This window comes from Herbaspirillum sp. Her4 (genome assembly GCF_057961335.1).
Genome location: NZ_CM176330.1, coordinates 4,938,311 through 4,952,385 on the forward strand (window position 1 = coordinate 4,938,311; position 14,075 = coordinate 4,952,385).

Below are 14,075 nucleotides of genomic sequence, written 5' to 3' on the forward strand. Positions count from 1 at the left end.
AACGACAGCGGCGTAGAGTGACAAGGTCGCGCGCATTTCTTCCGTAAACGCCCGTGCACACTACTTGACCTAGCAACAACAAGCTCACGCAAGGCGATGTACCCGGCCCGCCAGGCCAGGTGCCATCGTCCCGGCACAACGATGCCAGCGAGCGCCTCTACACAATGGGAGATATCATCATGGGCCAGTTGTCCTTCAGTAAAAAACTGTGGCTGCCACTCGGTTTGAGCCTCATCGCACTGCTGGCGATATCCATCTTCAGCGCCGTCATGGTGCGCGATGTGCGCCTGGAAGAGCGCAAGAACGACCTCACCAACATCGGCCAGACCGCGCTGTCCATGGTCAAGGGCTATGGCGCGCTGGCCGAATCCGGCGCGCTGACCAAGGAAGAAGCGCAAAAACGCGCCAAAGCCGCCGTGAAGAGCCTGCGCTACGGCACCGACGGCTACTTCTCGATTTCCACCTCGGCGCAGATCATCATCATGCACCCGATCAAGACCGAACTTGACGGCAAGGACCTGACCAACTTCAAGGATCCGGCCGGCAAGAACCTGTTCGTCGAGATCACCAAGGCCGGCAGCCAGCCCGGCGGCAGCTTCGTCAATTACCTGTGGCCCAAGGTCGGGGCGGCCGAACCGGTGCCCAAGACCTCCTTCGTGATCGCCTATCAGCCCTGGGACTGGAACCTGACCACCGGCGCGTACATGGATGACATCAACGCCGCCTTCCTGCGCACCCTGACGCAGATGGCGATCCTCTTTGCCGTGGTGGCGGCGGCCCTGGTAGCGCTGGTGATCGTGATCAACCGCGGCATCCTGCGCACCATCGGCGGCGATCCGGCCAAGGCGGCCGAGGTCGCCAACCGCATCGCCCAAGGCGACCTCACCCCCAACATCGACACCGCACCGGGCGACCGGAGCAGCCTGCTTTACGCAGTACGCAGCATGCGCGATTCGCTGCTGAGTACCATCGCCAACATCAAGACCTCGGCCGACACCATCGCCACTGCCAGCCAGGAAATCGCCAGCGGCAACCTCGACCTGTCGAGCCGCACCGAGCAACAGGCCGGCTCCATCGAGGAAACCGCCTCGGCCATGGAAGAACTGACCGCCACCGTCAAGCAGAATGCCGACAACGCGCGCCAGGCCAACCAGCTGGCTGAATCGGCATCGGAAGTGGCGATCCAGGGCGGCAGCGTGGTCGGCCAGGTGGTGCAGACCATGGAAGGCATCACCGACAGCTCGCGCAAGATTGCCGACATCATCGGCGTGATCGACGGCATCGCCTTCCAGACCAACATTCTGGCGCTCAACGCGGCAGTAGAGGCGGCGCGCGCCGGCGAGCAGGGGCGCGGCTTTGCGGTGGTGGCCTCGGAAGTGCGCTCACTGGCTCAGCGTTCGGCCTCGGCCGCCAAGGAGATCAAGTCCCTCATCGATGACTCGGTGGCCAAGGTCGATATCGGCAGCAAGCTGGTCGAACAAGCCGGTGCCACCATGACCGAAGTGGTGGCCAGCGTGCGCCGCGTCACCGACATCGTGGGGGAAATCAGCTCGGCCAGCCAGGAACAGAGCGCCGGCATCGCCGAAGTCGGCCGTGCGATCACGCAGATGGATGAGGGGACGCAACAGAACGCCGCCCTGGTGGAGCAAGCCGCCGCTGCGGCGCAATCGCTGCAGGATCAGGCGGCCACCCTGGCCGGTCTGGTCGGACGCTTCCAGATTGATGGCAGCCAGGCGCGCACCGTTGCGGCTGCACCGGCGGCGGTCAAGCCGGCCGCACGCCCGGCACCTGCCGCGTCGCCGAGCGCTGCGCCGCGCAAGCCGGCGGCGGCTCCGGCGGCACGTGCGACCATTCCAGCACCCAAGGCCGCCCCGGCCAAACCCGCTGCAGCAGCCGCGCCCAAGGCCGACGCTCCCGCAGCCAAGCCCGCTGGCAAACCGTCGCGCCTGCCTGCGGGCGACGATGAAGGAGATTGGGAAACCTTCTGAGCCCTCTTGCCTTGCGCACCACCAGCCCGCTTCATGCGGGCTTTTTTCATGGGGACGCCATTCAGGGCAGGGCGGCGCGGCTTTCCCCCACCAGCCGGCTGATCAGCCCGGAGTCGGGTGCCACCGCCAGTGCGCGCGCCGTATCCTGCTTGCCGCTGGCCAGCAGGCCCTGCTCATTGGGAGCAATGGTGTATTCGCTATGGCAGGCCGGGCAGTACAGCGTATCGCCGGCCACGGCTTCCCGGGGCCGTACGATGATCGGGCCGCATGAGAGGCAGCGCTGCAGAGGAATGCCCTCATCGCTGTGGCCCACGATGTGGGCCAGTTCCGCATCGGCCTGCAGGCCGATGAAGCGGCGTCCCAACTCGGCATCGAACTGCTTGCCGAGCTCACCCTCGATGATTTCCATGGCCCGTGCAATCGGCATCCCGCTGCGATAGGGACGCGTGCTGGTCATGGCGTCGAAGGCGTCGCAGATGCCGACGATGCGCGCAGCCAGCGGGATGTCCTCACCGCGCCGTCCGAAGGGATAGCCCCGCCCGTCCGGTGTTTCGTGATGCAGCAGCACCGCCTCTTCGGCCAGGGCTGCCAGCGGGTGGCCCGCCAGCATGCGGTGGCCGATCTCGGGATGCGTCCTGATGACCGCGTATTCCGCCTCATCCAGCCGCGATTTCTTGCCCAGTACGGCATCGGGGATGCCGATCTTGCCGAGATCATGCAGGAAGGCACCGATGGTGATGCGGGCCACCTGCTCCGCGGGCAGTCCGGCGGAATGCGCCAGCAGACGCGACAATCGCGCCACCCGCCACAAATGCCCGCCGGTATAGGGATCGCGCGCCTCCACCGCCCAGGCCAACAGGAACAGGCTCATCAGCAGCTGCTCGTCATGCGCCGCCTGGCGCGCAGCTTTGTTGCGGGTGGCGCGCTGCCACAGTGAAAGCAGATTCATCCGGCAGCTCCTTGTCGGGCAGGCTCATCGTAGACCAGGCGGATATCGACCTCGCGATCAACGAACTGCCATTCGGCACTCCGGCGCAATCGCGCGACCAACTCTTCGAATGCTTCAGCGTGTTCCGGCGCGTACTCGAACCAGGTCAGGAAATCGAAAGGCTGGCCCAGTTCGCGCGCATGGTAGAGACGGCGCGCAATCGGTGGCAGGTACTCCAGCCCGATGGCGATGTGGTGCGACTGCTCCTCCAGGATCGCGCGGCGCTCATCCTGCGCCAGCGCCCACCAGGCCGGGTTCTTGCGGATCGGGATGAGGGCTGCGCAGCGTGCCTCGGGCCGCCCCAGGCCCTGCTGCACCGCGCCCAGCGTATCGAGTTCGTGCCGCGTGGCATAACGCGCATGACCGGTGGCACCGTCCAGGCGCCACTGCACGCCGGGCGTAGCGGTGGACTGCGCCTCGCCGGGACCGGCGACGGCAAGCCTTCCCGCCATTGCCAGCGATTCGCCGACCACGGCGTCGACGCGCAGGATACGCCAGCCTCCACTGAGACCAGCGACGAATGCGGTATGGATCACGCTCATGCTCAATCTCTCCAGGACTTACCAGCGCAACAGGCGCGGACCCAGCAGCAGGCCAAGTGCTGCCGGAATGAGGATCCCGAGGAAATACCAGATTCCCCAGAACGGCACGCCCATCTCCGGGCAATGCAGGCAATACACCATGGTCGCCGTGGCACCGGCCAGCAGGCCCGCCACCGCACCGCTCAGGCGCAGCCGGGTCGGGGCCATGCCGCGCACGGCCCAGAAGATGCCGATGAAGAGTGGAATCGACAGCAGCGCGATGTTGAACGGGCAGCTGCGCCAGCTGATCCCCATCAGCAGCGGCAGCCACTGGGCTACCGGTGCACTGAGCAACACGGCTGCGCCACCGAGCCACACTGCCATGGCAGGCAGGGCGATGCCCGCCCAGTTGGCACCCACGCGCAATCCCGGACGCACCAGGCGTCGCAGCACCAGCATGGCCCCCACGGCCAATGTCGTGGGAAAGGCCAGCTTGATCCAGAACAGCGGCACGCCCAGCATCACCGCCAGATCGGGACGCAGCCCGTAGATCTTCAGCATCAGCAACAGCGAACCCAAGCCGCCCAGCACCAGGGCCTGGGCCATCTGCTTGACCGGCAAACGCCGGTCCACCGGTGCCACGCCGCTGGCCATCATCGAAATAAGGTCTTCAGTCTTCATGCTTGCAGTTTCTCCCGGATCTTCAGGGCCAGGGCCTTGAGGCCACGATGGATGCCGACTTTCACGGCCGATTCCGACATCCCGGTCAGTTGTGCCGTCTCGGCCACCGACAGGCCTTCCAGCTTGACGTGAACGATCGGCAAACGCTGCTTGTCGGGCAGTTCCTCCAGCAGCGCACCGACATCGCGCCGCGCCTGCGCCGGTTCATCGTCACAGGTGGTGAGCAGCTCGTGCTCTTCGTCCAGCGGGTCGTTGAAGGCTTCGCGGCGCGAACGGGCGCGCAGGAAGTCCATCAGCTTGTAGCGCGCGATGGCATGCACCCAGGCCGTCAGCGGCTGATCGGGGCGATAGGTATGGCGGGCGTTGTGGATGGCCAGCAGGGTTTCCTGCACCACATCCTCGACGTCATCCTGCAGATGCACCAGGCGCTTGCGCAGGAAGGCACGCAGGCGGCCGCTCAGTTCGGCCAGAAACTGGCGATAGGCCACGGCGTCGCCGTCGAGACCGGCCAGCAGCAGCATGCGCAGGCGCTCCTCGGCGGGATGCGAGGGCTTGCCAGGACGGCCGGCCACCTCATCCGGCACGGCCGGTCCGCCAGTCGCCAACAGGAATGGACTTTCAGTCATGGGCATGCCACCCGATCACCAACGAAGCAGCCACGGGCCGCACAAGGCGCCGGCCGCCGTCGGCAGCGCCACCCCCAGTACATACCAGACGCCCCAGAACGGCGGCGCCATCTCCACGCAATAAAGCGAATAGACTAGCACGCCCTGGGCACCCGCCACCAATCCGGCCACCGCACCGGCGGCACGCAATTGCGTGGGGGCCATCCCGCGCAGGAACCACAGCATGCTGGCCAGCGTGGGCAGCGACAGCAAGGCCACATTGGCCGAACACACTTCCCAGCTGCTGCCCAGCAGCAGGTCCAGACGCTGCGAAGGCGGAGCCAGGGCCAGCCAGCTGCCACCGGCCAGCCACAGCAGGGCCGGTGGCAGCAGCAGTCCTGCCGCCGGAGCCAGCCCCATGCGCATGCCCGGCAGGGCCAGGCGCGAAGCCGCCAGCTGCCCGGCCAGCAAGGCCGCCAGCGGGAACGAGACCTTCATCCAGAACAGCGGCTGCTGCAACAGTTCACGCAGGTCGCTGCGCACCCCATAGAGTATGGCCAGCAGCATGGCCGCACCCATCAGGCCCAGGGCCAGCGCCACCGCCATGCGCGCGGCCACGTTGCGCACCAGGCTGCGCTGGACGGGGCCGGGGGGCTCGCCCGTTCCGGTTGCCAGCATGTTGACCAGTTCCATCGTTTTCATTCACATCCCCTTAGTGCCCCTGCGGGCGGACTGCGCAATGGCGCGCTCTCTTTTGTATTCGTTCACAACAGCGCTGCGGTTACAGCAGACGCGAAAAATAATTTTTTCAAAAAATCTTCATCACGCTGTAACCGGCCAGCCACTCCCTGCGAATTAACAAGCAGATCGGACGCAAAGCAGCAGCAAGCGAAACGCCGGTCAGTGTCATCTTCCACTTCATCCATTTTCAGGAGCACACCATGAACCACTTCGTCGCCACCGCCGCACTGACCCTCGCCACCCTCGCCTCCGGCGTCGCCATGGCCCAAGACAAGCAACCGATGAACAAGACCGCCGTCGAGAAGTGCTACGGCGTCTCCATGGCCGGCCAGAACGACTGCAAGGCCGGTGAAGGCACCACCTGCGCCGGCACCGCCAAGATGGATTACCAGGGCAATGCCTGGAAGAACGTCCCGGCCGGCACCTGCACCTCGATCAAGACTCCGCGCGGCATGGGCTCGCTCAAGCCGGTCTGATCGTTCCGGAGCCATCGGCCATGACAACGTCACCCCTCACCGCCGGCCTGGGTCTCAAACCCCAGCATTTCGATGCAGCGCTGGCCTGCAAGGCAGCGGGACTGTGGTTCGAAGTCCATCCGGAAAACTACCTGATGGACGGCGGCCCCCGCCTGGCATGGCTGCAGGCGATCCGGGAGCAGCATCCGGTGGCCCTGCACGGGGTGTCGATGTCACTGGCCGGGCCCGACGCGCCCGATCCCCTGCATCTGCGCAAACTGGCACAACTGGTGGCGCGCATCGAACCGGTGCTGGTCTCCGAACACCTCGCCTGGTCGCGCATCGGCGGCCACTACCTGCCCGACCTGCTGCCGGTGCCGCGTACCAACGACACACTGGCACGCCTGGCTGACAACATCAGCCGCACCCAGGATGTTCTGCAGCGCCGGATCGCGCTGGAGAACCCGTCGCATTACCTGCACATGGAGCAGCACAGCTGGAGCGAGCCGGACTTCCTGCGCGAACTGGTGCGCCGGACCGGCTGCGGCTTGCTGGTCGACGTCAACAATGTGCACGTGAGCGCCTGCAATCTCGGCACCGATGCGCGCCACTACCTGGACCAGTTGCCGTTCGATGACATTCTCGAAATCCATCTGGCCGGCCACAGTGCCGATGCCAGCCTGCCCGGCCTGCTGGTCGATTCCCATGACGCCCCGGTGGCAGCAGCGGTCTGGGAGCTCTACGCGCATCTGCTGGCACGCACCGGGGAGCGTCCCACCCTGATCGAACGGGATGGCAACGTACCCGCGTTCGACGTGCTGCTGACCGAGCGCAACATGGCCGGCACCTTGCTGCACCCGGCAGTTGCCGCGCACGAGGAGCAAGCCGCATGAATGCCCCCGACCATCGCTACTACGCCAGCTTCCTGCAGGCCCTGCTGAACGGGCAGAGCGACGACCCAGGCGTTGCCGCGCTGCTGGCGCAACCGGCCTTCGCGGTCTATCGCAATACCGTCTTCAAGGGCTGCGTCGACGCACTGCTGGCCAACTATCCGGCGGTGCACCGGCTGGTCGGCAGCCCGTGGATGGAGTCTGCAGCGCAGGCCTTTGTGCGCGAGCACTTGCCACAAGAAGCCAGCCTCATCTGCTATGGGGCGGGCTTTGCCGATTTCCTTGGCACGCTGGAAGCAGCACGGGAATTGCCCTACCTGCCGGGCGTCGCCACCCTGGACCGCTGCTGGACCGAAGCGCACCTGGCCGCCGACGACCCGCTGCTGGACGTGTCGGCCCTGCACACGGCGCTGGCCGCCGGCCAGGACATCAGGCTGGTACCGCATGCCGCCAGCCGCTGGCATCACGATCCGCAGCATCCGGTCTACACCATCTGGAGCATCAACCGCAGCGATGCTGACGACACAGAAATCGCCCCCGAATGGCAGGGCGAAGGAGCCCTGCTCACGCGGCCGCACGGCCAGGTGCAATGGCAGCCGCTGAGTGCGGGCGCATCACGCTTTCTCGATGCCTGCCGCGATGGCTGCGGCATCGCCAGCGCTGCCGGCCAGGCGCTGGCCCGGGAGCCCGGCCTGGAGATCGGCACCATGCTGGGCCAGTTGATCCAGGCCGATGCCTTTTCCTCGTTTCACTGAACGGAGACTTCCATGAACCAGCCCGCCACCCTGCCTGCCGACGTGCAGCCCTCTCCCTCGCTGTGGTCGCGCGCCGCCGACCTGGCCACGCGGGTGATCAGCGACAACGTGCTGACGCTGGTCGCCCGCGTGGCGATCGCAGCGATCTTCTTCCTCTCGGGCCGTACCAAGGTCAGCGGTTTCCTTGACATCAAGGACAGCACCTATGTCCTGTTCCAGGAGGAATACCAACTGCCGCTGGTACCGCCCGACCTGGCCGCACACCTGGCGACCTATGCGGAACACTTTTTCCCGCTGCTGCTGATCCTCGGCCTCTGCACCCGGGGCGCTGCCCTGGCCTTGCTGGGCATGACCACCGTCATCGAGATCTTCGTCTATCCCGATGCCTGGCCCACGCACCTGTCCTGGGCCGGCTTGCTGCTGCTCCTGATAGCGCGCGGTGGCGGTGCCTGGTCGCTGGACCGGCGCCTGGGACTGCGTTGATCACGGGGAGGAAAGCATCATGTTGACCAGAATGAAGTTGCGTACCGGCCTGATGCTGGTACTGGGACTGTTGACGCTGGCGCTGTGGCTGGCTGCCGGCATGGCCTGGCAGGGTGCGCGCTCGGCCAGCCGCGCCACCGCCGCGCTGATCGAACTCTCGGACCGCCACATCCAGCCGCTGCATGACACCGAGCGGCTGTTCCTGAACACCCTGATCAACATGGACAATGCCTACATCAATCTGGTCAAGGGCGATGAAATCAAGTCCAACGACTACAGCCGGCGCGCCTCGGCAGCCCTGAAGGACGCACGCAAGGCCTTCGATGGCTATCGTCAGGGATTGACGCCATCGGCACTGGCCGAACCGGAAGCGCTACGTGTTTCGGCCGCCTACGACAGCTACATCAAGGTATTGAACCTGCGCGAGGTCGCCCTCTATGACGTATCGCTGGAGGACTACGCCGCCGCCACCGTCAGCGCCGAAGCCGCCGACCGCGAATTCGCCGCCACGCTGCGCGCCGTGATCCAGCATGCGGAACAGGTCAAGGATGGCCTGCGCCTGGCCTCCGAACGCCGCTCGGACCAGGCCACACTGCTGGCGGTAGCCATGCTGGCGGCCTCGGTCCTGCTCATCGCGATCTGTTGGCTGCTGTTTGATCGCCTGCTCTTGCAGCCGCTCAAACGCGCAGCCGACCATTTCGACCGGATCGCCGATGGCGACCTGAGCCAGGCGGTGCAAGGCATCTCCGGCAATGAAATCGGCGTCCTGCTGGCGGCTCTGCAGCGCATGCAGCATGGCGTGGCCCGTACCGTGGGCGACATTCGCGAAGCGACCCGGGACCTGCATCACGGGGCCGCCGACATCGCCCAAGGCAACGGCGAACTGGCACAACGCACACAAGCCCAGGCCAGCACGCTGGAGACCACCGCCGCGACACTGGAACGGCTCTCCGGTGCGGTGCGCAACAATGCACAAAATGCCGAGCGCACCAACGCGCTGGCCGCTGCTGCCGCCAGCGATGCCGAGCGCGGCGGACAGGTCATGAGCGGCATCGCCGGGGCGATGGCCCAGGTTACCGCCGGGGCGGGACGCATTTCCGACATCGTCAGCCTGATCGACGGCATCGCCTTCCAGACCAACATCCTGGCATTGAACGCCTCGGTCGAAGCCGCCCGTGCCGGCAGCCAGGGCCGGGGTTTCGCGGTCGTGGCATCGGAAGTGCGCTCGCTGGCACTGCGCAGCGCCGAGGCCGCTCGCGAAGTCAAGGACCTGATCGCCACCTCGATCGGTTCAGTCGACCAAGCTGCGCAACAGGTCAAGGAGGCCGACCAGGCCATCGTGCAGATCGTGCAGTCCTTCGGCAACGTCATGACCACCGTCAACGAGATTGCGATGGCAACGCGTGAGCAGGCCGAGGGGATTTCCCAGGTCAGCCTCAGCCTCGCCGAGATGGATCGCGCGACCCAGCAGAATGCTGCCCTGGTCGAACAGACCGCTGCCGCCGCCGATGCCCTGACCGAACGGGCGGCCACACTCACGGCGTCGGTGGCGGTGTTCACGCTGACCGCACCGGCAGCGGTGATGCTGGCCGACACGGACGGCAGTCCCGCTTTGCCACTTCCTCCGCTGGCCGCGTTGAGTCAATGAATTCACCCCGCATGACCGATACCAAGAGAAGGAGCGAACCCATGCCGTCTACCGGGGTCCTGGAAGAGCTGATTGAAGAAAGCTTCACTTCGGCCTTCAACCACCATGCAGCGGGCCGCCTGCAAGCTGCCGAGGAGGACTATCGCCTGGTCCTCGCCATGGAGGAGCAGTACGCCCCGGCCCAGCACTACCTGGGCGTACTGCTGCACCAGTGCGGACGGCACGAAGAAGGCCTGGCGCTGATGCACGAAGCCGCGCGCACCAGCCCGCCCGATACCGACTGGAGCAATGATCTGGGCAACGTCCTGTTCGCCTGCGGGCGCTTCGACCAGGCGGAGCTGGCCTATGGAAAAGCCCTGGCCTTGCACTCCGACGATGCCCAGCTGTGGACCAACCTGGCCGCCGCACGGCGGGCGCAACATCAGCCGCAGGCCGCCATCGCTGCCTGCGAGCAAGCTTTGCTGCGGGATCCGCATTGCCTTGCAGCCCTGCATCAGCTGGCCGAGCTCTACGCTGCGCTAGGCGACCGCATGCAGAGTTCGCGTTACCAGTGCCTGGCCTTCGTGCTGCCTCCGCATGAGGGGAAGTCACGCGAGCTGCTGGCCATTTCCTTCTATTTCCTGGGACGGATGGAAGAAGCGGCGCAAGTCTGCCGCCAGTGGCTGCAGGAAGAGCCAAGCCACCCCATCGCCAGCCACATGCATGCGGCGTACGCGGGTCTGCCCAGCCACAGCGTGCCGCGCGATTACATCGTGCGTCGCTTCGACGAGTATGCCGATCACTTCGACAGCAACCTGGTCAGCCACCTGGACTATCGCGGACCGGAAGTGCTGGGCATGCTGCTCAACGCCTTCCTGCCGGAGATGACGCCAAGTACGGTGCTGGACGCCGGCTGCGGCACCGGGCTGTGTGCGCCGGTCCTCGCGCCTTACGCAATGGCACTGGAAGGTGTGGACCTCTCCCCCAACATGTTGCGTCATGCCGCGCAACACCCGCAGTACACGGCGCTGGAAGAGGCGGACGTGGTGGAATGGATGGCAGCCCATCCGGCACGCTATGGCCTGATCGCCGCCTGTGACGTGCTGATCTACTGCGGGGAGCTGGCGTCCTTCTTCGCAGCGGCGCGACGCTCCCTGCAGCCGCAGGGCCATCTGATCTTCACGGTGGAACTGGCTGGTGAAGAACACGCCGCACCCTACACGCTCCATCCCAGCGGCCGCTTCCGCCACCAGCGCAGTTATGTCGAACACTGCCTGCAAGCGGCGGGCCTGGAGGTGCTGCTGGTGCGTGAAGAAAGCCTGCGCGTCGAAATGCAGCAAGCCGTGCCGGGACTGGTAGTGCTTGCAGTGCGCGCGCGCTGAGACCACCGCGATGACTTCCTGGCAATGATGCAGCCCAAAGCATGACCTGACGGCAACGCAGGCCCATCTTCATATCCACCGTGCAACACGGATGAAGAAAGTTTCACTTTTTGTCGCACTTTTAGACCAAGGTACAGTCGTACCGGCATCCGGCATGGCTTAGAATAGCCAAAGCTCACGACGTAATCGATTGGTACGCACCGGCTTGATGCGCGATGAATTTCCCCTTTTCGTCGCCCTGGACAGGCCGCCAAGGTGCGACATCTGAAAAGGAAACGTAATGACGCAGTCACCCAAAAACATCTCGGCCCTGATGTGTGAGCTCAGCGTGGCGCTGGCGGAATTGTCGGAGAAGATGAGCAATCTCTCGGTCACGCTGGAAAATTCCTACCTGGAATCCAACGCCCCCGAACCTGCCGCCCTCATGGAAGCGGCCCGCGAAACCATCGAGAAGGCCCGCGGCAGCTAAGTCCACGCCGCGCCCGCATCTCCCTGCAACTCACCTCATCCGGCAGCCGGATTCATTCCGGCCTGCCCGGCCAACCGGCCACCCAGCCACAGCAGCGGCCTCCGTCATCAAAAGTCATATTTCAGTTCGGCAAAGACCGTGCGCTGCGGGAAGGGATGGAACAGGAAGTAATCCCGGTTGGTCAGGTTGTCCACGCCCACCGCACCGCTCCAGTGGCGGTCGATGCGATAGCGCACGCGGGCATCGAACACGGTATAGCCATCGAAGCCCTGATAGGTGTGCGTGTTGATGTCGGTATTGTCGACGGTCGCGTAGACCCGCCCGCTGTAGCGCCCTGCTACCGTATAGGTCCAGCGGTCATCCGGCTTGTAGCTGGCCACCAGCGTGGCGCGCCATTCCGGCACGTAGGGCGTGCGCTTGCCCACCGAGGTCGCGCCCGCCGTGGTGGCGACATAGCCCTTGTTTTCCAGGATGCGGGCATCGACCCAGGTCACGCTGCCGTTCAGCGAGAAACCGCGTACCAGCAGATCGTTGCGCTCGAAGGCCGCCTCGATGCCGCGCTGGCGGGTGCGATCCACGTTCTGCGTGAAGGAGGCTACACCGCTGCCGATGGTGGAACTCTGCGAAATCAGCGCATCCGACACCCGCTCTTCGAACAGCGAAACGCGCCACTTGCCCTGCCCTTCCTGCAACTGCTTTTCGATGGCCAGTTCGGTGGACCAGACCTTCTCGGGCTTCAGGTTGGGATTGGCCTGCAGATAGACGCCATTGAGCAGCACGTTCTGGTACAGCTCGCCCACGGTCGGGAAGCGCAGCGCGCGGCCGGTGGAGAGCGTCGTCACCCAGTCGTCCGCCAGGGCCCAGGCCAGCGAGGCTTTGGGCGAGAGTCCGCTGTGGCTGACCTCCGGCTGGTTCACCGCGAAGACGGTGCTGCCTGAGGTCGAGACATTGCGGCCATCGAAGGCACGCCACCATTCGTACCGTGCGCCCAGCGTGGCCTTCAGGGAAGACGACAAGCGCCACACATCCTGTGCCCACAGCGCGGAAGTCTCGGTCTTGCCGCGCGAGTCGGAGGCCAGCGTGCCGTTGCCACCGCTGATCCAGTTGCTGGTGTTCCAGGTCGGCGTGGCCAGGGTGTAGCGATCCACATGCGCACCAAAGCTGATGACCTGGGCACTGCCCTGTGGACGCCAGATGCCCTTGGCATCGACCGTGCTCCAGCCGGTGCCGCTGGCATCGGCGATGGTGCCGGCCCCGCCGCTCTGGCCGGCCGGGAAGGTGGCCGTCGAGGTGCGCGTCAGGTCACGCGAGGCGGACAAGGTCGACGCCGCCAGTTGCCAGTCCCACTCGCCCCCGGTCTTGCTGCGCAATTCCAGCGATTGCATCCATTGCTGCTGGTCCACGTCGTTGCTGGAAAAGCCGCTGGTGTAGGCCGTGGCGCCACTGGCGGTCTTCAGGAAACTCTGCGGATTGGCGCTGGCCTGGTTCTGCCAGAAGCCCAGGGTATAGGTGGCCGTGAGCGCTGGCGTGAAGTCGTAGGAGACCTTCAGCCGCGCCGTGTCCTGCACCGTATGGGTTAGATTGCCGGCCCCCAGCACATACAGGTTCTTGCCGGTACGATCCTGCGCCAGCACCGCGCCGGTAGTGCCGGCCGGCAGGCTGGTGGCGGTGATGTAGGTCACCGGCTGCGAGTAGCTGTCCAGATGATTGACCGAGAAGCGCCAGGCCAGCGCCCCGCTGCGATTGCCCAACCCGACGTTGTACTCCTGCGCGCGATAGGTACCGGACGCGCCGTACTGGCTGAAATCCTGCTGCGCATATTGCGCCTTGATGCTGGCCTCGAACTGCTGCGGCATGCGCGTGGTGATCTCGGTGACCGCACCGTAGGAATTGCCCGGATACTCCGCCGCAAACGGTCCATACATCACGTCGATGCGCTCGATCTCTTCCGGTGCCACCATGAACCAGCGCGGCGAGCCATTGCCATTGTTGTTGTTCACCAGCGCCGAGAGCAGGATGCCGTCGGCATAGATCAGGCTGCGCGCACTGGCGTTCACGCCCGTGGTGCGAGTGGCCAGCGGGGATTGCGTATCGCCGATGTAGCGCTTGCGCACCGAGAGGCTGGGCAGATACTTCAGCGCATCCGAGCTGTCGGTGACGTTGATGCTGTTGGCAGCGGTATCGGCAGTGACGCTGGCCGTGGTCTGCGGCAGTTGCTTGCGCTCCGCGACCGAGCCACTGCTGCGCACTTCGATGGTGGGCAGGGTGGCGGCCTCGCTGCTGCCGTCACTGGCGGCGGCCTGCTGGGCCAGGGTGCTGCCGCTCCAGGCGCAGAGCACGGCCAGCAGCAAGGGATGCAGGCGAAGCGGACGGGAGACGGCAGAAGCCGGCGAAGACGGAGACAATGAGGAGCAAACAGGCAGCGTGTTCATGGCGAGGATGTCTGGCTTTTCTTGGTGTTGTGAGGGAAGCGCGCGCAGCCGCACCCGC

General features: G+C 65.4%; 14 protein-coding genes. 8 read left to right on the forward strand and 6 right to left on the reverse strand.

The window, feature by feature from the left end:
• Positions 1 to 179 precede the first annotated feature (179 nt).
• Positions 180 to 1,988, forward strand: a complete 1,809-nt coding sequence (locus ACWFUC_RS22395; RefSeq protein WP_489625572.1) for a methyl-accepting chemotaxis protein — start codon at positions 180 to 182, stop codon at positions 1,986 to 1,988.
• Positions 1,989 to 2,049: 61 nt separating this feature from the next.
• Here the strand turns inward: ACWFUC_RS22395 and ACWFUC_RS22400 are convergent, their stop codons facing one another.
• The 5 genes from ACWFUC_RS22400 to ACWFUC_RS22420 are packed head-to-tail and all read right to left on the reverse strand — an operon-like array spanning position 2,050 to position 5,485.
• Positions 2,050 to 2,937, reverse strand: a complete 888-nt coding sequence (locus ACWFUC_RS22400; protein WP_489623348.1) for an HD-GYP domain-containing protein — start codon at positions 2,935 to 2,937, stop codon at positions 2,050 to 2,052.
• Entirely contained in the window at positions 2,934 to 3,518 is a 585-nt protein-coding gene (locus ACWFUC_RS22405) for a chlorite dismutase family protein (protein WP_209534350.1), read from the reverse strand. The genes ACWFUC_RS22400 and ACWFUC_RS22405 overlap by 4 nt, the downstream gene beginning before the upstream one ends.
• Positions 3,519 to 3,536: 18 nt before the next feature.
• A complete protein-coding gene (locus ACWFUC_RS22410; protein WP_489637365.1) occupies positions 3,537 to 4,178 on the reverse strand; it encodes a DUF1109 domain-containing protein in 642 nt (213 codons plus the stop codon).
• Positions 4,175 to 4,804: a sigma-70 family RNA polymerase sigma factor gene (locus tag ACWFUC_RS22415; RefSeq protein WP_489623349.1), complete on the reverse strand. Its 630-nt coding sequence runs from the start codon at positions 4,802 to 4,804 to the stop codon at positions 4,175 to 4,177. Before ACWFUC_RS22415 ends, ACWFUC_RS22410 begins: the two co-directional genes overlap by 4 nt.
• A 15-nt stretch (positions 4,805 to 4,819) precedes the next feature.
• Entirely contained in the window at positions 4,820 to 5,485 is a 666-nt protein-coding gene (locus ACWFUC_RS22420; protein WP_489623350.1) for a DUF1109 domain-containing protein, read from the reverse strand.
• Between the two features lie 239 nt (positions 5,486 to 5,724).
• Here ACWFUC_RS22420 and ACWFUC_RS22425 point away from each other — a divergent pair, with 239 nt between their 5' ends.
• The 7 genes from ACWFUC_RS22425 (at position 5,725) to ACWFUC_RS22455 (ending at position 11,585) form a co-directional block, all read left to right on the forward strand.
• Entirely contained in the window at positions 5,725 to 6,000 is a 276-nt protein-coding gene (locus ACWFUC_RS22425) for a BufA1 family periplasmic bufferin-type metallophore (protein WP_034336271.1), read from the forward strand.
• Positions 6,001 to 6,020: 20 nt separating this feature from the next.
• Entirely contained in the window at positions 6,021 to 6,872 is an 852-nt protein-coding gene (gene bufB / locus ACWFUC_RS22430) for an MNIO family bufferin maturase (RefSeq protein ID WP_489623351.1), read from the forward strand.
• On the forward strand, positions 6,869 to 7,624 hold the full coding sequence (locus tag ACWFUC_RS22435) for an HvfC/BufC family peptide modification chaperone (RefSeq protein WP_489623352.1): 756 nt from the start codon (positions 6,869 to 6,871) through the stop codon (positions 7,622 to 7,624). The genes bufB and ACWFUC_RS22435 overlap by 4 nt, the downstream gene beginning before the upstream one ends.
• Before the next feature lie 12 nt (positions 7,625 to 7,636).
• Positions 7,637 to 8,107 (forward strand): DoxX family protein, encoded by a 471-nt coding sequence (locus tag ACWFUC_RS22440; RefSeq protein WP_489623353.1) that lies wholly within the window; start codon positions 7,637 to 7,639, stop codon positions 8,105 to 8,107.
• A gap of 19 nt (positions 8,108 to 8,126) precedes the next feature.
• Positions 8,127 to 9,755: a methyl-accepting chemotaxis protein gene (locus ACWFUC_RS22445; protein WP_489623354.1), complete on the forward strand. Its 1,629-nt coding sequence runs from the start codon at positions 8,127 to 8,129 to the stop codon at positions 9,753 to 9,755.
• Between the two features lie 41 nt (positions 9,756 to 9,796).
• Complete coding sequence (locus ACWFUC_RS22450) at positions 9,797 to 11,116, forward strand: class I SAM-dependent DNA methyltransferase (RefSeq protein WP_489623355.1); 1,320 nt, start codon at positions 9,797 to 9,799, stop codon at positions 11,114 to 11,116.
• Positions 11,117 to 11,396: 280 nt separating this feature from the next.
• Positions 11,397 to 11,585 carry a hypothetical protein gene (locus ACWFUC_RS22455; protein ID WP_034333213.1) on the forward strand — a complete coding sequence of 63 codons (189 nt, stop codon included), beginning with the start codon at positions 11,397 to 11,399 and terminating at the stop codon, positions 11,583 to 11,585.
• A 107-nt stretch (positions 11,586 to 11,692) separates the two neighbouring features.
• Here ACWFUC_RS22455 and ACWFUC_RS22460 read toward each other — a convergent pair whose 3' ends face one another.
• Positions 11,693 to 14,017, reverse strand: coding sequence for a TonB-dependent receptor (locus ACWFUC_RS22460; RefSeq protein ID WP_489623356.1), 2,325 nt, complete (start codon positions 14,015 to 14,017; stop codon positions 11,693 to 11,695).
• Positions 14,018 to 14,075 lie beyond the last annotated feature (58 nt).